Source organism: Actinomadura violacea, assembly GCF_017573465.1.
Classification (GTDB): domain Bacteria; phylum Actinomycetota; class Actinomycetes; order Streptosporangiales; family Streptosporangiaceae; genus Spirillospora; species Spirillospora violacea.
On sequence record NZ_JAGEPF010000058.1, the window covers coordinates 1 to 18,033 of the forward strand.

The 18,033-nt window shown below is 72.7% G+C and carries 18 protein-coding genes; 6 read left to right on the forward strand and 12 right to left on the reverse strand.

Annotated elements, in window-relative coordinates; translation table 11 throughout:
• The first annotated feature begins 39 nt into the window (after nt 1–39).
• Together J4709_RS51795 and ddaH are read left to right on the forward strand one after the other, a co-directional pair.
• The gene (locus J4709_RS51795) at nt 40–654 is read left to right on the forward strand and encodes a TetR/AcrR family transcriptional regulator (protein WP_208252907.1); all 615 of its coding nucleotides are present in this window, start codon (nt 40–42) and stop codon (nt 652–654) included.
• Between the two features lie 161 nt (nt 655–815).
• Nucleotides 816–1,658, forward strand: coding sequence for a dimethylargininase (gene ddaH, locus J4709_RS51800; protein ID WP_208252908.1), 843 nt, complete (start codon nt 816–818; stop codon nt 1,656–1,658).
• 1 nt (nt 1,659) lies between these two features.
• Here the strand turns inward: ddaH and J4709_RS51805 are convergent, their stop codons facing one another.
• The 5 genes from J4709_RS51805 to J4709_RS51825 form a co-directional block, all read right to left on the reverse strand.
• Entirely contained in the window at nt 1,660–2,298 is a 639-nt protein-coding gene (locus J4709_RS51805) for a hypothetical protein (RefSeq protein WP_208252909.1), read from the reverse strand.
• 152 nt (nt 2,299–2,450) lie between these two features.
• Nucleotides 2,451–3,689 carry a WXG100 family type VII secretion target gene (locus J4709_RS51810; protein WP_208252910.1) on the reverse strand — a complete coding sequence of 413 codons (1,239 nt, stop codon included), beginning with the start codon at nt 3,687–3,689 and terminating at the stop codon, nt 2,451–2,453.
• A 1-nt stretch (nt 3,690) separates the two neighbouring features.
• Nucleotides 3,691–4,020 carry a hypothetical protein gene (locus J4709_RS51815; RefSeq protein WP_208252911.1) on the reverse strand — a complete coding sequence of 110 codons (330 nt, stop codon included), beginning with the start codon at nt 4,018–4,020 and terminating at the stop codon, nt 3,691–3,693.
• The gene (locus tag J4709_RS51820) at nt 4,017–4,316 is read right to left on the reverse strand and encodes an SAV_915 family protein (RefSeq protein ID WP_208252912.1); all 300 of its coding nucleotides are present in this window, start codon (nt 4,314–4,316) and stop codon (nt 4,017–4,019) included. Before J4709_RS51820 ends, J4709_RS51815 begins: the two co-directional genes overlap by 4 nt.
• A 130-nt stretch (nt 4,317–4,446) precedes the next feature.
• Nucleotides 4,447–5,742 (reverse strand): MFS transporter, encoded by a 1,296-nt coding sequence (locus J4709_RS51825; protein ID WP_307802170.1) that lies wholly within the window; start codon nt 5,740–5,742, stop codon nt 4,447–4,449.
• Nucleotides 5,743–5,820: 78 nt separating this feature from the next.
• Here J4709_RS51825 and J4709_RS51830 point away from each other — a divergent pair, with 78 nt between their 5' ends.
• The gene (locus J4709_RS51830; RefSeq protein WP_208252913.1) at nt 5,821–6,837 is read left to right on the forward strand and encodes a hypothetical protein; all 1,017 of its coding nucleotides are present in this window, start codon (nt 5,821–5,823) and stop codon (nt 6,835–6,837) included.
• Here the strand turns inward: J4709_RS51830 and J4709_RS51835 are convergent.
• Complete coding sequence (locus tag J4709_RS51835; RefSeq protein ID WP_208252914.1) at nt 6,827–8,266, reverse strand: WS/DGAT/MGAT family O-acyltransferase; 1,440 nt, start codon at nt 8,264–8,266, stop codon at nt 6,827–6,829. The two genes, J4709_RS51830 and J4709_RS51835, sit on opposite strands and share 11 nt — an antisense overlap.
• Nucleotides 8,267–8,519: 253 nt before the next feature.
• On the opposite strand from J4709_RS51835, the gene J4709_RS51840 reads away from it, so the two are divergent.
• Nucleotides 8,520–9,197, forward strand: coding sequence for a uracil-DNA glycosylase (locus J4709_RS51840; RefSeq protein WP_208252915.1), 678 nt, complete (start codon nt 8,520–8,522; stop codon nt 9,195–9,197).
• 185 nt (nt 9,198–9,382) lie between these two features.
• Here J4709_RS51840 and J4709_RS51845 read toward each other — a convergent pair whose 3' ends face one another.
• Nucleotides 9,383–10,237 (reverse strand): hypothetical protein, encoded by an 855-nt coding sequence (locus tag J4709_RS51845; RefSeq protein WP_232385393.1) that lies wholly within the window; start codon nt 10,235–10,237, stop codon nt 9,383–9,385.
• Nucleotides 10,238–10,369: 132 nt separating this feature from the next.
• Here J4709_RS51845 and J4709_RS51850 point away from each other — a divergent pair, with 132 nt between their 5' ends.
• Nucleotides 10,370–11,164, forward strand: a complete 795-nt coding sequence (locus tag J4709_RS51850) for a lysophospholipid acyltransferase family protein (protein ID WP_208252917.1) — start codon at nt 10,370–10,372, stop codon at nt 11,162–11,164.
• Between the two features lie 57 nt (nt 11,165–11,221).
• Nucleotides 11,222–12,382 carry a DUF5925 domain-containing protein gene (locus J4709_RS51855; RefSeq protein ID WP_232385394.1) on the forward strand — a complete coding sequence of 387 codons (1,161 nt, stop codon included), beginning with the start codon at nt 11,222–11,224 and terminating at the stop codon, nt 12,380–12,382.
• 68 nt (nt 12,383–12,450) lie between these two features.
• Here J4709_RS51855 and J4709_RS51860 read toward each other — a convergent pair whose 3' ends face one another.
• The 5 genes from J4709_RS51860 to J4709_RS51880 form a co-directional block, all read right to left on the reverse strand.
• Nucleotides 12,451–13,632: a trans-sulfuration enzyme family protein gene (locus J4709_RS51860; protein ID WP_208252918.1), complete on the reverse strand. Its 1,182-nt coding sequence runs from the start codon at nt 13,630–13,632 to the stop codon at nt 12,451–12,453.
• Nucleotides 13,633–13,984: 352 nt separating this feature from the next.
• A complete protein-coding gene (locus tag J4709_RS51865) occupies nt 13,985–14,755 on the reverse strand; it encodes a DUF2470 domain-containing protein (protein WP_307802171.1) in 771 nt (256 codons plus the stop codon).
• 66 nt (nt 14,756–14,821) lie between these two features.
• Entirely contained in the window at nt 14,822–15,997 is a 1,176-nt protein-coding gene (locus tag J4709_RS51870) for a hypothetical protein (protein ID WP_208252920.1), read from the reverse strand.
• A gap of 333 nt (nt 15,998–16,330) precedes the next feature.
• Nucleotides 16,331–16,792 (reverse strand): MarR family winged helix-turn-helix transcriptional regulator, encoded by a 462-nt coding sequence (locus J4709_RS51875; protein WP_307802172.1) that lies wholly within the window; start codon nt 16,790–16,792, stop codon nt 16,331–16,333.
• 100 nt (nt 16,793–16,892) lie between these two features.
• Nucleotides 16,893–18,020 (reverse strand): hypothetical protein, encoded by a 1,128-nt coding sequence (locus J4709_RS51880; protein WP_208252922.1) that lies wholly within the window; start codon nt 18,018–18,020, stop codon nt 16,893–16,895.
• Nucleotides 18,021–18,033: the final 13 nt, after the last annotated feature.

The following is an 18,033-nucleotide window of genomic DNA, read 5'->3' on the forward strand; positions in this document are numbered from 1 at the left end:
CCCCGCGACCGTCGCGAACGCGTCACTTAGAGTGAGCACATGGGGGGAACCGAAGAGGGCCGGCTGATCGAGACCGCGACGCGGATCTTCGCCGAACTCGGGTACGACGGGACGTCGCTGCAGATGATCGCCGACGCGGCGGGCTACGACATCGGCGCCGTCCACGGCATCGCCGCGACCAAGGCGGAGCTGTACCGCGCCGTGATGCGCAACGCCGACGAGGTCGAGGAGGCGGCGCTGCGGGACGCGCTCGCCGGGTTCACGCCGGACCTGGGCGGCGTGATCATGCTCGCGGACGCCTACCTGGACTTCTACGTCTCCCACCCGCAGGTGCTGGCGCTCTGGCAGCACCGGTGGATGGGCGACGCCGCCGACCTGCCCGACCTGGAGGAGATCTACACCAGGCCGCTGTCGCGCGACATCGCCGACACCGTGCGCGGCCTCGTCCCGCCCGACGTCGACCCCGACTACCTGATCTGGTCCGTCGTCTGGTGCGTCTACGGCTTCCTCACCGGCGGCCTGGTCCGCAGCGGGCCGGAACAGGCGCCGCAACGCCACACGCCGAGCAGCGCGCCCTGCCCTCACGACGACGTCGCGGGCTTCCGCGCCTTCCTGCACACCATGCTCGACCACATGTTCACGCCGCTGCCCTGACGCCCCGTCACCCCGTCTCCGCGGCCGCAACGAATCGCCGCCCAGCCACCGGAACGCGCAACGAATCCGCAGGTCAGCGCAAGGTCGACGCATTGGAATGCGGTGCTTTCGTTTCTAGGCTTTCGCTCAGTCGAGTCCCTTTGGAAGCCCAGGAGACGAGCATGACCGTGATGCCGGCGACGGAGCCGACCACCCCGCGGCGCACCGCGCTGCGGCGGCACTACCTGATGTGCCGTCCCGACCACTTCGCCGTGACCTACGCCATCAACCCGTGGATGGACCCGGCCGCCGGCGCGGACGCGGGGCGGGCCGTCGAGCAGTGGGAGGCGCTGCGCGCCGCCTACGCCGCGCTCGGGCACGAGGTCAGCCTCATCGATCCGATCGAGGGCCTTCCGGACATGGTGTTCGCCGCGAACGGCGCCCTCGTCGTCGGCGGGCGCGCCTACGGCGCGAAGTTCACCTTCCCCGAGCGGTCCGCCGAAGGCCCCGCCTACACCGACTGGCTCCGCAAGAACGGCTTCCCGGACGTCCTCCCGCCCGAGCACACCAACGAGGGCGAGGGCGACTTCCTCACGCTCGACCACGTCATCCTCGCCGGGACGGGCTTCCGCACCGACATCGCCGCCCACCAGGAGGCGCAGGAGTTCCTCGGCCGCCCCGTGGTGACCCTGCGGCTGATCGACCCGCGCTTCTACCACCTGGACACCGCGCTGTTCCCGCTCGGCGGCTCGAACGTCGCCTACTACCCGGGCGCCTTCTCCCCCGGCAGCCGCGCGGTCCTCGAACGGCTCTTCCCGGACGCCCTCATCGCCGGCGAGGCCGACGCGGCCGTCCTCGGCCTCAACGCCGTCTGCGACGGCCGCAACGTCGTCATCAACGCCGAGGCCGCGGGCCTGATCGGCACGCTGCGCGAGCACGGGTACGAGCCCGTCCCGGTGGACCTGTCCGAACTCCGCAAGGCCGGCGGCGGCCCCAAGTGCTGCACGCTGGAGCTGCGCGCCTGACTCACCCGCCCGGCGGCGGCTCCTCGTCCCCGCCGCCGGGCCACCACGCCTCGCGCAGCTCGGCCTCCCGCTTGCGCATCCGGGCCCGATCCTTCGGCGAGTCCGGCTCCCACCCGAGGAAGTCCCGGACGGCCGCGTCCACGTCGTGCTCGACGATCTCGCTCTCGTCCTCGAACCCGGTGAGCGGCACCAGAACCGGCTGGTAGAGACTCAGCGACGACCGGGTCCCGGAATCCGCCGTCGCCCCGCCGTAGTGGTAGGAGTGCTGGATCCCGTTGTAGACGAGATCCCAGAGCCGCCGGTTCTTGCCGAACTCTTTCAGCTCGATCTTGACCTCCCGCTCACCCCTGTCCTTGAGCCGCAACTCCTGTCCAAGGGTGACCTCGATCTCGGCCAGCTCGTACAGCTTCACCCACCTCCAGGCGCAGCGAAGCCAGTCGGCCCCGCAGTCGATCCGCCATTCGATGAGGCCGAAAAGCGCCCCCAGGCCCGAGAGCGCGAACAGCAGAACCCACATGCGCCAGTCCAGCGTCCAGCCGAAACCCCGGTTCGCGATCGCGAGGTAGATCGCTCCGATGACGCCGAGAGTGAGGAACGCCCCGAGGACCTTGTGGTCCCGCTGCCGCGGCGTCCATTCCAAGGTGACGCCCCGCCCGCGAGGCGGCCGCGGACGCCGCCTCCTCGGAGCCCTCAATGGCCCGTCCCATTCGCGGAGGTCCGGAGCCTCCGGCGGCCTCGGCAACCCGGTCAGCGCGTCCGGCCTCGGAGGCAGTTTCCCCCTTGTCGGTCCTTTCACCGGAACCTCGGCCAAGAGAGCTCCTTGGCGCCGTCGGCGGCGCCATGGAGCAGCCCGCTTCCCGATTCGGCGAACTTGGAGGCGACCGTCCCGCCCCACTTGTCGACGCCGAAGGCCACGCCCGCCCCGACGATGACGCCGGCGAGCCCGCCGATCACGGCCCCCTCGGGCCCCGTGATCGCCCCGTCCACTGCGCCGGTGACGGCGGAACCGGCCACGGTGCCGCCGATCTCGGCCGCGGCCGACTTCACCGGCTTCTTTCCCTGGCGGATGTCATTCCCGATGGCGAGCCCTGTGACGATCCAGCCGGCGACCGGGATGCCCTTGCTCGCCAGTCCGACCTTCCCCAGGCCCGGGACCTCGGTGAGGCTCCGCGGAATCTGGTCACCGTCGAGCAGCCATTTCCCGCCGGGCACGTGCTCCAGAGCCGTCAAGATCTTGTTGTCCTGGCTCAACTGCCGGTACCGGTTGGCTTCGACGTCGTAGGTGGCCTTCCTGATGATGACGCTCCGCCTGGTGACCGGTGGCAGGTCCTTATCGAGGAGACTGGCTCCTTCGAGCGCCTTCTCCTCCCACGCCTTCGCGAGTTCCGCGAATCTCCGGCTGCGGGCTATGAGGCCCCCGGCGTAGCCGATGCCGAGGTTGGCGACGTTGAAGGGGGTCGTTTCGTTGAAGCCCTCCAGGAACTGCAGCAAGGTCTTCTGGGAGGCCGTCTCCTTCTTGCGGCATGCCGAGACGATGAGTGCGGCGTCGGTGTACGCGCGCACCTTGCCGGCATAAGCCAGGAGTTCGCCTTCGTAGGCCTTCTGGGCACGGGCCACCGGCGTTCCCGGGGCGTAGGGGTAGGGGCCCTGCGCGCCGGCGAGGCCGGTGCGCGGTGGGGGTGGGCCGGGCTCGTGGATGGTGTAGGCGTCGACGCGGAGGCCGGCGCCGGTGGCGATGTCCCGGGCGCGCTTCATGGCGGCCCGGCAGTCGTCGAGGTCGCGGGCGTGCTCGTCGAGGGCCTTGCCGGTGCGGCCGAGGTCGCTGGAGACGCCGTCGATCCTGGTGCCGAAGTTCGCCATGACGTAGCGGTAGCCGCTCGCGGCCGTCCCGCCCCACCCGGGCTGCGACTGCGTGCGGGTGCGCTGGAGCTCGGCGGACGCCTGGCCGGCCGCGCCGGAGGTCCGCTGCAGCCAGGTGCCGGTGGCGCGGAGGGCGGCGGGATCGCCCTTGATCTCGGTGTCGAGGGGCATCTCAGAAGATCCCCCGGACGATCTTGCAGCCTTCGGGGGTGTTCACGTACTTGATGGTCTGCTCGGCCTTGGCGTAAATGCCCTGGTTGTGGACGACGGTGTCGGCGGACACGGAGAACGCGTCCACGACCCCGCCGAGGGACTCGGCGAACAGTTCCAGGACTGAGGCGACCGCCGCGGTGCAGACGCCGGCGTCGGGGGCGTCGGGCGCGGTCGCGGCCTGGCCGTCCAGCTTCGCGCCGGTGGTGTGGAGGCGCTGGGCGAGCTGCCCGAGGGCGCCGTTGTAGAGGAGGTAGCCGCCGCCTCCACCGGGGATGAGGCCGTCGGTCATGGGGCGTCTCCTTCCACCTGGGTGAAGTCGACGTCCCAGAGGACGACGTCGGCTCCGGCGATCTCGGCGAGTTCCTCGATGCCCTCGGGCGCCTGGAGCTGGACGGCGACCCAGGGCTGGTCCTCGCCGCAGCCGGCGACGAGGAGTTCCAGGGAGGAGTACATGGGCAGGACGCGGCGGCCGTCCTCGAAGCGGCTCAGCGCGAATTCGGCGGCGGTGTCGCCCTGCTGGAAACGGCGGGACGGGACGTAGACGACCTGCGTCCAGATGGCCGTGCGGTCACCGTCGTCCGCCATTCTCGCCCCCATCTTGATATGGCACGAAACGGCTCAACTCTACACAGCGTCGTCTACGGGCCGTCAACGCATATCTGACCACCGCCGGAACGGATTTCGGTCGGCGGGAAAAGGGTTTTCCGGCGGCGTCTCAGCCTTCGGAGAGGGCGAGGTGGCGGCGGGTGAGGTGGCGGGTGCGCAGGACGCCGGCGACGCCGACCGTCCAGATGAGGACCTGGACGGTCCAGGCGGCGCGGAACGCGGCCGGGGTGAAGTCCTTGCCGGGCGACAGGGCGTCCAGCACGAAGCCGATCAGCAGGATGGTGATCAGCGCGGCGACGAAGCCGCCGACGTTGACGATGCCGGTGGCGGTGCCCTGCCGGGCGGGCGGGTTGAAGGTGCGGGCGTAGTCGAAGCCGATCATGGCGCCGGGGCCGCCGAGCGCGACGCAGACCACCAGCAGGACCAGTAGCCAGGCCGGGGCGGGCGGCGGGCAGGCGAGGACGGCGGCCCAGGCGCCCGCGTTGACCGCGACGATGCCGAGGACGAGCCGGGAGCGCCGCATCGGGTAGCGGGCGACGAGCCGCCCGACGAACGGCCCGGACACGACGTTGGCCAGCACGAACAGCGTGAGCAGGGTGGACGCGGCGGACGGTCGCATGCCCTGGCCGGACACCAGGTACGGGTAGCCCCACATGAGCGCGAAGGTGTTGGACGAGAACTGGGTGACGAAGTGCGTCCAGAGGCCGAGGCGGGTGCCGGGGTGCCGGAAGGCGGCGCGCAGGTCGTGGCCGACCTGCCGCGGCGACGGGGCGGCGGGGCGGACGGCGCCGGGCGCGGAGTCGCGCAGGACGGCGATCGACAGCACGCCGACGAGGACGCCGAGGGCGGCGGCGGAGCCGAACGCGGTGGTCCAGCCGGGGCCGTGCAGGAGCGCGACGAGCGGGACGGCGCTGAGCACCTGGCCGAGCTGCCCGAGCAGCCCGGTGAGCTGGGTGACGACGGGCGCCTGCCGGCCGGGGAACCAGGTGGCGACGATGGACAGCACGCTGATGAAGGTCATCGCGTCGCCGGCGCCGACCAGGACGCGGGCGGCGACGGCGGCGCCGACGGAGCCGGCGACGGCCATCAGCGCCTGCCCGGCGGCCATCAGCAGCGCGCCGCCGGCGATCATCCGGCGGGGCCCGACGCGGTCCAGCAGGAGGCCGACGGGGATCTGCAGGCCGGCGTAGACGAGGAGCTGGAGGACGGTGAAGGAGGCGAGCATGCCGGCGGACGCGCCGAAGCGGTGGACGGCGTCGATGCCGGCGACGCCGAAGGACGTCCGGTGCAGGACCGCCACGATGTAGGCGAGGACGCCGACTCCCCACAGCGCCCAGGCGAGGGGCGCGGCGCTCTGCTTCTCCAGGGGTTCCAGGGGGTTTTCGGTACTTTGGGCGGTCTGCACGTAAAGTTACTTTAGGTGACGTTCGCCGGTGGCCCGGCGCCGGACCCGGCGGTCCCCGATGGCCTACGGTCGGACGTGATGAACCCTGACGAGGAGCGCTGGCGCGCCGAGCGGGCACTGCTGCACACCGGCCGCGACCGCCTCGGCCGGCTCGCGAGCGGCCTCTACCCCGCCCACCCGCGCGTCGCGGGGACCCGGCTGATGTGCGGCCCGGAGTGGATCCCGGACGCGCCCGTCCCGCTGGAGGACGTCCGGCTCGAATGGGACCCCGCACCCGTCCCGCCCGCCGTGGCCGCGCCGTCCGACGGGCTCCCGGATGGCTACGGCACCTACGCCGAGGCCATGGCCGCGCTCGCGCCGCCGAGGATCTTCGACGACCGGCCGAGCTACCGCCTCCTCGCCGCCGCCCCTCCCGTGCTGCGGTTCGGTCCCGGCCGGTACTTCGAGGGCGTGAACGTCGGCGAGGCCGCCGCGCACGAACTCGCCGCCGGCCGCGACGGCCTGCGCGAACGCGTCGGCGACCCGTGCGACCTGCGCCGCCGGACGGCTCTCTGCGCGATCACGACGCTGACCGTCACGACGTCCGGCTCGTACGTCCTGCACTGGCGCGACCCGGCGAAGGTCGCGCACGCGGGCGGCCTCCACCAGGTGATGCCGGTCGGCGTCTTCCAGCCGCTGAAGGACGAACGGGAAGACCTCGACCTTTGGCGCTGCATGGTCCGCGAATACGCCGAGGAACTGCTCGGAATGGACGAGGACTACGGCGACGACTTCGTCCAGCAGGAATGGCCTTTCCATCAGGCGATGACACGAGCGCGGAACGAGCGCCGCATCCGCGCCCATTTCCTCGGCCTCGGCGTCGACCCGCTGACGTTCGCCCTCGACGTCCTGACCGCCGTAGTGATGGACGACGAAGCGTTCACGGAACTGTTCGGCGGCCTCGTCACCGTCAACGACGAGGGCCGCGTCTCCACGGCGCACCTCGACGCACCGGACCCCGAACCGATCCAACCGGCCGGCGCCGCCGCACTGGCCCTGGCCCGCCGGCACCGCACCGCCCTGGGCGTCAGGTCTCGCCGCGGGCCTACCGGCTGAGCGACCTCAGCTCGTCCAGCGCGTCCTCCAGGTGGTCGATGATCTCGGAGGGGTCGGGCACCAGGTCGCGGCAGGCGACGATGCCGACGTCCACCTTGCCGTCGTAGGAGAAGACCGTGATGTTCATCCCGCCGCTGACGTCCGTGATGACCGAGATCGGGTAGTAGCCGAGCACCCGCGCGCCGCACAGGTACAGCGGGAACTGCGGGCCCGGCACGTTCGACACCACCAGGTTCACCGGGCGCAGCGCCACCGCCGACGCGGCCTGCAGCGCGAACCGGGTGGCGACGGACGCGAGCGGCGCGGGCAGCAGCCCGCTCAGCTCCCGCACCCAGCCGCCCGACGAGGCGCTGAACCGCCGCTTGACCAGGTCCATGTCGCGCCGGACGGCGGCGTACCGCTCCGCCGGGTCGGGGACGTGGGTGGCCAGCGGCGTGCTCATGATCGACACCTGGTTGCCGCCGGGGCCGGCACCGCCCGCGAGCCGCAGCGACACCGGCACGCCCGCGACGAGCGGCCCGTCCGGCAGGTCGCCGCGCTTGTCCAGCCACTGCCGCAGCGCGGTCGCGCACAGCGCCATGACCACGTCGTTCACGCTGCCGCCGAGCCCCCGCCGGATCTCCTTGACGTCCGCGAGCGGCAGCTCGCCGAAGGCGACGGCGCGGCGCCGCCCCACCGGCCGGTTGAACGGGGTCGGCGGCGCGGCGACCCGCGGCACCGGCGGGGCCGCGGGCCGGCCGAGCGCGCCCTGCACCAGCGACGCCATGGACCCGACGCCCGGGATGGACGCGAGGCCCGGGATCTCGTCCAGGTACGGGACGGTGCGCGCGAGCGACAGCGCTGTCCGGACCGGCTGCACCACCGCCCGCACCAGGCCCGCCCCGATCATGCTCGCGGGGCTCGGTGCGCGGTCGGGCTCGGCGTCGTCCGGCGGCAGTTCCCTCGGCTCGGGCGCCAGGTCGAGGAGCGCGGCCAGCGTCTCGGCCGCCAGCACCCCGTCGATCGCCGCGTGGTGCACCTTCACGTACACGGCGACGCGCCCGCCCCGCAGACCCTGGATGAGCGCGATCCCCCACAGCGGGCGGGACCGGTCGAGCGGCTGCTCGTGCAGCATCGCGACCGCGTCCGCGAGCTGCCGGTCGTCGCCCGGCGACGGCAGCCCGATCTCGACGATGTGCTTCTCCGGCGCGAAGTCCGGGTCGTCCTCCCAGTACGGGAAGTCCAGGCCGAACGGCACCTGGACGAGCCGCCGCCGCAGCGGCGCCGCCAGGTGGGCGCGGTCGCGCACCAGCTCCGCCACCATCTCGGCGGTGAGCCGCCCGCCCGGGCAGGACGCGGGATCGAGCACCCCGAGCCCCGCGATGTGCGCCTGCACGTTGCCCACCTCGGCGTTCAGGAAGGTCGCGTCCACGCTGGTCAGCTGCGTCATCCGTTGGTCCCGTCCGCTCGTCCGGCAGTCGCCCGCCCTTCCAGGTTTCGGCGGCGGACGCGGTGGGTCAACGCCCCGCGCCGGAAAGTAACACCGACTTAACGGGACGTTTCACTCGGTTCATCTGCCGATTCGGGCAACCAGGGAACCTTTTCCCGATCCGGCGTCCCGATGCGGTCAGCGAACGGCACAGGCCTGATCAAGAAACGGTTCGCCCTCCGGCCCGGTGATCACCGCACTAGGCTGGGGCGCCATGACGGCACGCCCCCTCACCGAGATCGTCGAAGCCGGCTGGGCGCAGGCCCTCGCCCCCGTCGCCGGGACGATCGCGGCCGCCGGCGACTGGCTGCGCGCCGAGGTCGCCGCCGGACGCCGCTACCTGCCCGCCGGCAACCTCATCCTGCGCGCCTTCACCCAGCCGTTCGACGAGGTCCGGGTGCTGATCGTCGGCCAGGACCCCTATCCCACGCCCGGCCACCCGGTCGGCCTCAGCTTCTCGGTGGCCCCGGACGTCCGGCCGCTGCCCGCCAGCCTGGTCAACATCTTCCGCGAGTACTGCGACGACCTCGGCCACCCGGAGCCGTCCAACGGCGACCTCACGCCCTGGGCCGAGCGCGGCGTCCTGCTGCTGAACAGGTCCCTGACCGTCATGCCGCGCAAGCCCGGCTCGCACCGCGACAAGGGCTGGGAGCAGGTGACCGAGCAGGCCATCCGCGCCCTCGCCGCCCGCGACCGCCCGCTCGTCGCGATCCTGTGGGGCCGCGACGCCCGCAACCTCAAGCCGATGCTCGGGGGCGTCCCCTGCATCGAGTCGCCGCACCCGAGCCCCTACTCCGCCAACAGCGGCTTCTTCGGCTCCCGCCCCTTCACCCGCGCCAACCAGCTCCTGGAGCAGCAAGGCGCCCAGCCTCTCGACTGGAAACTCCCCTAAGAGCCGGCTGAACACGCATACGAAAGAGCAGACCCCAGCCCCCGGCACGGGCGTGCACGCGGAGCGAGTGCAGCGAGCGCAGCGGGCACGCCCGACGACGGACGAGGCGTTTCACGCGGAGCGCCAGCGGAGCGGGAAACGCCTCGTCCGTCGCAACGGGGGTTCCAGGGGGTCGCCCCCCTGGGCTAGCTCGGCAGGCGGCGGAGGAGGGCGGCGAACTCGTCCGAGGCGTGCGCCGGGGCGTCGGCGGGGAGGGGGGTGAGGCGGCGCTCGCCGTGGCTCCAGTAGACGCCGGGGGCGCACGGGTCGTCGGCGGCGGCGTGCATCTCCCGGACGACGTCGGCGAAGACGGGGAGCACCTCGCGGACGGCCTGGGACGTGATCGGGTACAGCAGCAGCGTGCTGTGGCACGGGGCGCCGACGAGCGCGCCGTGCTCGTTCGGCCCCGGGAGGAACTGGTCGACCTCGCTGAGCAGCGCCGACACGTACCGGCTGCCGGGTTTGGTCACCACCCGGACGTCGCGTCCGGGCAGCAGGGGCTGGTCGTGCACGCAGACGTCCGACAGCTCGCGGTCGTGGGTGTTCGTCATCACGTAGCCGAGCTTGTGCAGGCCGAGCAGGCCGGCGCGGGCCTTGGTCAGCGGGCCGCCGTAGCGCGGATGCTCGATCATCACCATCGCGTCGAAGTGGTCGCCGGCGGGGACGACGACGAGGCCCTCCCGGTCGCGCGGCGCGAGCTTCGGCACGATCCGCAGCCGCAGCAGCTCGCGGACGTCGCCGAACAGCTCCATCTCGCCGACGGCGAGGAACGCGCGGTCGCCGACCTCGCGGACCCACTCGTCCACCACCTGCGGCCACGCCGAGCGCGGCTCGCGGCTACAGCGCTCCAGGACCGTCCAGCTGGAGGCGCGCGCCTCGGACCGGCCGAGCGGCAGCACCACCTCCGAGGTCCCGGAGTCGAACCAGGCGCTGGGCGCCAGCGCCGGGAGCACGTCGCGGATGAGCGCGTGCACGTCCGCCGCCGCGTCCAACGGTTCCATGCTCATCCCCCTTCACCATCGGCGGATCACGTCACACCCCCCACCTTCTCAGAGTTCCGGCCGCTTGTGGGATCCATCGCGATCCCGGCGCCGCACTCGCTGATCATGGCGTCGCTCAAGTACGGTGCTGACATGTCCGAACGCGTGTACCCGCCAGTGATCAAGACGGCTCTTGGCGTGTTCAAGGCCCTGAACATCAAGTTCCGCCTGGAGGGGACCGAGCACATTCCCGCCGAGGGCGGTGCCGTGCTCGTCAGCAACCACGTCAGCTACCTCGACTTCATCTTCGCGGGGCTGGCCGCGCACCCGGCCGGGCGGCTGGTGCGGTTCATGGCGAAGAAGGAGATCTTCGACAACCGGGTCGGCGGTCCGCTGATGCGCGGGATGAAGCACATCCCGGTCGACCGGGAGGCGGGCGCCTCGTCGTACGCGGCGGCGCTGAAGGCGCTGCGCGGCGGCGAGATCGTGGGGGTGTTCGCGGAGGCGACGATCAGCCGCTCCTTCACGGTGAAGGACATCAAGAGCGGCGCGGTGCGGATGGCGGTGGCGTCGAAGACCCCGCTGATCCCGGTCGCGCTCTGGGGTCCGCAGCGGCTGTGGACGAAGGGCCGCAAGCGCCGGCTGCTGCAGCGCAACGTGCCGGTGACGATCCTGGTCGGCGAGCCGCTGTACCCCAAGCGCGGCGACGACTACGACCAGGTCACCGAGGACCTGCGGGCCCGGATGTCGGAGCTGCTGGAGAAGGCGCAGCGCGAGTACCCGGACGTCCCGAAGGCGGGCGAGAAGTGGTGGCAGCCCGCCTATCTCGGCGGCTCCGCGCCGACGCCGGAGGAGGCCGAGAAGCTCGACTTCCAGGAGGCGGAGGCGCGCCGGGCGTCCCGGCTGGAGCGCGAGGAGCGCGCGCAGGGCGAGGGCGGCGCCTCCTGAGCGGCGTGTCCCTAATTCGGTGGACGCGCCCGCCCGGCACGCCTGATGATCAGTGATATGACCATGTCGCGGGAGAGGCCGCAGGACGTCCTGCATCTCGTCGGGCCCGGGGAGAACGTGTCCGATCCGGGGCCGGAGTCGACGCTGCCCGTGGTCTTCAACCTCAGCGACAACAACTCCCCCGCCGACGTGATGGACGTGCTGTCGCTGCGCCCGTTCGCGTCCGGCGAGCAGCCCTGGTCGCGGTCGGCGCGGCTGGACCACGTCCGCCCGGAGGCGCCGCTGCGCCCGGACGGCGCGCGCCTGGTCCGGGTGGCCCGCGAGAAGGGCAAGGAGTCGGTGCTCGCCGAGGGCGACGGCTGGACGCTGCTGACCAACCGGTGGAAGAACGGCAGCGCGTACCTCGCGGTGTCGGCGGTGTCGGACGCGCTGGCCGAGTCCGTGCTGGACGCGTCGGTGAAGGACGCGACGGACCCGCCGAAGACCGACGAGACCAGCGTCGAGATGGGCTTCTGGCACATGGGGATGCACGGGCCGTCCCGGGACGAGCGGGCGATCTCCGCCGACACGTGGGAGGAGATCCGCGGCAACTACACCGGCAGCGTCGCGGAGGCCCTCGACCAGGTGATGAGCCTCACCCGCGACGAGGTGGCGGGCCGGCTCCTGCTGCTGCACGGCCCGCCGGGCACCGGCAAGACGACGGCGCTGCGCGCGCTGGCGCGGTCGTGGGGCAAGTGGTGCCAGGCGGACTGCGTGCTCGACCCGGAGGCGCTGTTCGGCACGCCGAGCTACCTCATGGAGGTGGCGGTCGGCGACGACGAGGACGAGAACCGCCGGTGGCGGCTGCTCATCCTGGAGGACTGCGACGAGCTGATCCGCGGGGAGGCGAAGCAGTCGACGGGCCAGGGCCTGTCGCGGCTGCTGAACCTCACCGACGGGATGCTCGGGCAGGGCCGGGACGTCCTGGTGGCGATCACCACGAACGAGGACCTGGCGATGCTGCATCCGGCGGTGGTGCGGCCGGGCCGGTGCCTGGCGCAGATCGAGGTGGGCCGGCTGTCCCGCGAGGAGTCGGTGGCGTGGCTGGACGGCTCGGACGCCGCGGCCGAGATCGGCCCGGACGGCGCGACCCTCGCCGAGCTGGTCGCGCTCCGCAAGGGCGAGCACCGTCCCGAGACCCACGCCGCGCCGTCCACCGCGACCGGCTTCTACCTCTAGGCTCCGCCGGCCTGCGGCGTGCCGTCCTCGTGGCGCTCTTGAGGACGGCACGCGTCGCGATTAATGGGTCAGGTCGCCTTGGCGAGGGCCTGCTCGATGTCGGCCCACAGATCGCCCGGGTCCTCCAGGCCGACGGCCAGTCGCACGGTGCCTTCGCCGATGCCGGCGGCGGCGAGGGACGCGGCGTCCATCTGCCGGTGCGACGTGCTCGCCGGATGCATGACGAGCGTGCCGGTGTCGCCGAGCGACGGGCTGAGCGACACCAGCCGCACCGACTCGCTGAACACCCGCCCGGCCTCGCGCCCGCCGGCCAGCTCGAACGACAGGACGCCGCCCGCGCCGTCCGGCAGCAGCCGCCGCGCGGCCTCGTGCTGCGGGTGGTCGATGAGCCCGGGGTAGTGGACGCGGTCGACGGACGCGTGCCCGGCGAGCCGGCGGGCGAGGTCGAGGGCGTTCGCGCTGTGCCGGGCGACGCGCATCGGCGCGGTCGCGAGGCCGCGCAGGGTCAGCCAGGCGGCGAACGGGTCGGCGGTGGAGCCGAGCTCGACGGCGTGGTCCCAGACGCGGCGGTGCACGTCCGGGTCGGCGAACACGGCGGCGCCGCCGACGACGTCGCCGTGCCCGCTGAGGTACTTGGTGACGGAGTGGACGACGATGTCCGCGCCGTGCTCGATGGGCCGGCACAGCAGCGGCGCAAAGGTGTTGTCGACGACGGTGAGCACGCCCGTCCCGCGGACGGCCTCGGTGAACGCGGGGATGTCGGTGACGTGCGTGGTCGGGTTCGCGACCGTCTCCAGGTAGAGCAGCCGCGTTTCCGGGCGCAGCGCGGCGCGGACCTCGGCGGGGTCGTCGCCCGTGACGTGGGTCAGCTCGATGCCCCACCGGTCGGCGAGGTCGTGCAGCAGCGCGTACGTGCCGCCGTACAGCGACGACTGGGCGATGACGTGGTCGCCGGACTTCAGCAGCGCCATCAGGACGGCGTTGATCGCGCCCATCCCGGCGGCGGTGGCGAGGGCCCCGGCACCGCCCTCGATTCCGGCGAGGGCCTCCTCCAGGGCGCGGACGGTCGGGTTGCTCATCCGCCCGTACAGGAACGCCTGCCCGGGGCCGTGGAACGCGGCGGCGAGGTCGTCGGCGCCGTCGAAGGCGAACAGGTGCCCCTGGTAGATCGGCTGGCCGAGCGGGCGGCTGCCGGACGGCGTGATCACGGGCGGGTGGACGGCTCGGGTCTGCGGATGGTGTCCGGTCATGTGTCCAGCCTGCGGTGCGGCGGCGGGCGGGCGGCAGAGCCAATCGCGGGCAGTGGCCTGGAGCCGGGCCCGCGGTCCCCTGGCCAGTGGTCCGGACCACGCCCCCGGCCTCCGCTCCGCGGCGCCGGACCACCGGCCCGGCCGGGGCCGCCGGCGCCGGATCGCCCGGAACGGTCCCCGTCCGCCGGATCGCCCACCCCGCGAGGGCGAGCCGGCGGCCGGGTGCGTTCCGGGCGGCCGACGGGCGGCGTCCCGCGGCCGGAGACCCGAGCATGTCCCGGCGGGGACGGTCCGCGCCATCCGTGAGATCACGGCCATATGACCGGATACGTCGGTGTTCGTCCCGTACGGGTTACGGGGTCGCGTGCGCGAACAGGTGCCGGTACACCCGGCGCAGGCCGTGGAGATCACTGACCGGCTCACCGAACGTCAACCGCAGATCGAACGTCCCGCCGTCGTCCGGCGACGGCGCGCGGCAGCGCAGCCACATTCCGTACCGGTCCAGCGCGAGCGGCCGGACCTCCGGCAGGCCGCCCGGATCGCCGGTCGGCGACGCCGACACCGGCAGCAGGCCCTTCATCTCGTCGCGGTGGCAGGAGTCCAGATGGGTCAGGATGCCCGCGCCGATGGCGACGAACGGGTCCGGCGCGCCGGCCGCGTACTCCTCCGGTTCGAGGGTCGCGCCGCCCCAGGCGTCCTCGATCTCGACCTGCGCGACGTCCAGCGTGAGGACCGTCCACCCCCCGTCCCGCGGCGGCTCCTCGGCGGCGAGGTCGAGCAGCTCCGGCCGCGGATGCGGACGGGCCAGCCGCAGCGCCGCGCTCCGCAGCCCGGCCGGCGGCAGCTCGGTCAGCCACCCGTGCAGCCAGGCCCGGCCGCGCACCCGGTCGGCGAGCGGGACCGGCGCGACGTCGCACAGCCGCAGCGTGGCGGGCAGGTCGTCCTCCCCGTCCAGCGCCCTGACCAGCGCGGACCCCTTCGGCAGGAGCAGCAGCGGCCGCCCGTCGAGGTCGGTCGCGTACGCCGTGACCGGCGCGTGCGGGACGCCCGGCGCCGCGAGGACCGCGTCCCCCATGCCGTAGGCGAGCGTCCGCGCCCGTTCCGCCGCCGTGGGCCCGCCCACCGGCGTCCCCGTCGTGTCCGCTCGCCCCACCATGGCCTCCCGACATATTAGATTAGGCTCACCTAACTAAGCCTTACCTAACCACCAAGGAGCGCGATGAACAACCGTCCCTAACCAGCGCCCAGAGGGGGTTTGGACCCATGTCCCGGTGCTGCGCGCATCCCGAACGGTGTTGGATGCGCTGGTCGCCCGCGTTCCTCTCGTCCCGGCCGGGAGGCGTGCATCGTGTGCGCGTTCCGTGCCGGGGTGGCGGGGTCCCTCACGCCCGAAGGTGCCCGGTTCGGCCTGGACGGTCCGATGCCCCGCACGATCACTCCGGTCGTGCGGGGGCGGTGCCGTCCGTCGCCGGATCGGGTGCCCTAGGGCGCGTCGCCCGATCGCGATGCTCGCCGCATCGTGCCGGGAAACCCTTCTACTCTTGCTGGTCATCGGCTTCTGCCAGTGTTGTGCACCCCACTTGGAGGTGTAGGCAGGGTCCACGGCCACGACCGCCAACCCGGCCTCGGCGGCCATCGCCACCAGCCGGGCCCTCAACTTCCCCGTCGGCATCCCGGAGATCAGAGCCCGGAACCTTCTGCGACGCCCGTGCTTCTCCCTCGTCTTCTCGGCCGCGAAGTTCAGGTCCTCGATGCCGATCGCGACGACCCCGCGACGGCAGGCCCAGTGCAGCAGGCCGGTGATGGCATGCCGGATCTGGGCGTCACGGTGGGCGGCCGGGCCGGACAGGTCGTAGCCGAACCGCCGGGAGTTGCCGACGGGGTTACCGTGACGGTCCAGTTGCCAGGCAGCCAAATGGTCGACGTTGACGTCCACCCCTACCATGCCCTCGGCACGCGCGGCCGGCAGGGGGATCGTGGGTGCGACGGCGCGCCGCCAGGACGCCGTGACGTACCAGCGGGCTCGGTCGACGTCGAGGTGGATGCGGTAGGCGACCGCCCGATTGCTCTCGATGCGGTCGGCCCACTCACCCTGGTGCTTGAAGGCAACGCAGGCCGACAGGACGTACCGGCCATGTGGCGCGTTGGCCAGATGCGCAAGCGGGGCCGGGAGCCGGATCGACACCACGCCCTGCGGCGTGATGCGGATGGTTTCATTGCCGTACCGCTTGCCCGACTCACCATCGGCATGCAGGAACCATCGCGCGGCCTCCCACCACTCCCGCCACTCCTCCGCTGTGAGCCCGGCGTCCTCCAAGTGGTGCCGGGTATTGAGAAAGCGACGGCCGCCCCGCACCACGTCCACACGGCCGGCGTCCCAGTCGGCCTGCTCGGCGGCCAGCCGGTCCCTCAGTACACCCAGGCGGCGCGACTTGGCGAACCACTCCTTACGGGAGCGGTAGCCGCCGGGTGCCCTTTTGCTGCCCGGCGCGCCGATGGGCTGACCCCATCAATGCGAACAGACTGCGACATAGTCGGTACTTTAAGTTACTTCTCTCGAACGTGCAATCGACATGCGGCCGGCCACGCCCCAGCCGCACGCAATGACGAACCCCCGCCTCAATGTCCCGCCCCGGCCTCCAGGGCCGCCCCTGGGAAGGCACAGCGAGCCGCGGCCGGGGGATCGAGAATCCCTGGCTCAGCGGAGGTCGCCGAGCACTTTGCGGGCGGTGGTGCTGAGGGTTCGGAGGGTCGTGACGAGGGCGCGGCGCTCGTCTTCGGTGAGGGGGCCCGCGAAGTGCTCGCGGAGCGTCTCGGCGTGCACGCGCATCGCCTCGTCGAGCTTCGCGCGGCCCGCGTCGGTGAGCTCTACCAGGTGGCGGCGGCGGTCGCCCACGTGCGCGCGGCGCCGGACGAGACCGGCCTCCTGCATCCGGTCGACCAGCCGGGTCATGCCGCCGCTGGTGAGGATCAGCTCGCCGGCCAGCCCGCCCATGTCCGGGCACTCCGGGGCGGCGTCCGACAGCCGCAGCAGCACCTCGAACACCGCGTGCCGGATGCCGCAGCGGCGCTCCAGCTCGCGGCCCGCGATGCGCTCCAGCAGGGCGGCGGCGCCGAGCAGCGCACCGAACTCGTGGATGACCTCGTCCCGCTCCGTCACCGTCGACATTCTGCCCGCCCCCTGAGACATCCCGCCCCGCACAACGCGCGGCGCCCCGCACGGCTTCCACCGTGCGGGGCGCCGCGACGCGGCGGGCACGTCAGTTCTTCGGCTTGCCGCTGCCGGTCGTGGTCGGGTTCGGGGACGCGGCGCTGCTCCCCGGCACCAGGCCGTTGCCGCCCTGGTTCTGGTTGCTGTCGTTCACCCCGGACGGGTACTGCTTGGTGACCTTCCACTTGCCGTCGACCTTCGCCAGGGCGAGGCGCAGCAGCGTGGACGGCTGGTTGACCTTCCCGTCCTTGGTCTGCAGGCCGATGTCGACCATGACGACCACCGTCGCGAACTTGCCGTTCACGCTGCCGACGAAGACGTCGGTGCTCTTGGACGACATCCCGACCTGGGCGTCGGCCTTGAACGCGGCGGTGAGTCCCGGCAGCGTCGACTGCTTGAACTGGTCGAGCAGGTCGCCCGCCATCAGCTTCTCGGCCTTGGTCGACTGCTCCTGGTAGTTGGACGCGTTGTAGTTGAACGCCACGTCGCCGTACTGGAGCGCCACCTTCGAGACGGCGGCGCGGTCGTCCTGCTTGGAGGACAGGCCGCTCGCCCTCGTCCACTGCCAGATCGCGAGGCTCGCGAGCAGCGCCACCACGACGACCGTGACGACGATGCGGACCAGCGCGGAGCTGTCCGCGTTCTCCTTCGCCGGACGCGTCGGGGTGTAGGAGAACGGGCCGACCTTGCGGGCGGGACGCGCCTCCCAGTGGTCCGCGGACTCCTCGGCGTCCTCCGCCGGGGGCTCGAGCCGTTCGGGCCGGGGCTTCGCGGCGGCGGGCGCGGCCGGGGACGCCTTGGCCGCCGGCTTGGCGGCGGGCTTGGCGGCGGCCTTCGCCGCGGGCTTGGCGGGACGGGCCGGGGCCTCCTCCGCGTCGTCCTCGGCGTCGATCGCCTCCAGGACGTCGTCGAGGTCGTCATCGTCGTCGATGACCTCGATGACCCGGACCCGCCGCTTGCGCTTGGGCCGGGCGGCCGCCGGCCGCTCGGCGCCCTCCGGCGCGGCCTCCTCCTGCTCGCTCTCCTCGTCCTGCGCGGACGCGCCGGCCTGCACGGCCGCCGCGTCCTCGACCGCCTCGTCCTGCTCGGACGCGACCGCCTCGACCTCGTCGGCCCCGCCGTCCGGCTCGTGCTCCCGGGCGGCGTCCGCGGCTTCCTTGGTGGTCTTGGCTGTCACTTCGGTACTCCTA

Excerpts from the sequence above, each read along its gene's own strand:
- J4709_RS51815 (WP_208252911.1), bottom strand. The coding sequence starts at position 4,020 with ATGACCGACGGCCTCATCCCCGGTGGAGGCGGCGGCTACCTCCTCTAC.
- J4709_RS51855 (WP_232385394.1), top strand. The coding sequence starts at position 11,222 with ATGACCATGTCGCGGGAGAGGCCGCAGGACGTCCTGCATCTCGTCGGG.
- J4709_RS51810 (WP_208252910.1), bottom strand. The coding sequence starts at position 3,689 with ATGCCCCTCGACACCGAGATCAAGGGCGATCCCGCCGCCCTCCGCGCC.
- J4709_RS51845 (WP_232385393.1), bottom strand. The coding sequence starts at position 10,237 with ATGGAACCGTTGGACGCGGCGGCGGACGTGCACGCGCTCATCCGCGAC.
- ddaH (WP_208252908.1), top strand. The coding sequence starts at position 816 with ATGACCGTGATGCCGGCGACGGAGCCGACCACCCCGCGGCGCACCGCG.
- J4709_RS51840 (WP_208252915.1), top strand. The coding sequence starts at position 8,520 with ATGACGGCACGCCCCCTCACCGAGATCGTCGAAGCCGGCTGGGCGCAG.
- J4709_RS51795 (WP_208252907.1), top strand. The coding sequence starts at position 40 with ATGGGGGGAACCGAAGAGGGCCGGCTGATCGAGACCGCGACGCGGATC.
- J4709_RS51820 (WP_208252912.1), bottom strand. The coding sequence starts at position 4,316 with ATGGCGGACGACGGTGACCGCACGGCCATCTGGACGCAGGTCGTCTAC.
- J4709_RS51835 (WP_208252914.1), bottom strand. The coding sequence starts at position 8,266 with ATGACGCAGCTGACCAGCGTGGACGCGACCTTCCTGAACGCCGAGGTG.
- J4709_RS51860 (WP_208252918.1), bottom strand. The coding sequence starts at position 13,632 with ATGACCGGACACCATCCGCAGACCCGAGCCGTCCACCCGCCCGTGATC.
- J4709_RS51850 (WP_208252917.1), top strand. The coding sequence starts at position 10,370 with ATGTCCGAACGCGTGTACCCGCCAGTGATCAAGACGGCTCTTGGCGTG.
- J4709_RS51830 (WP_208252913.1), top strand. The coding sequence starts at position 5,821 with ATGAACCCTGACGAGGAGCGCTGGCGCGCCGAGCGGGCACTGCTGCAC.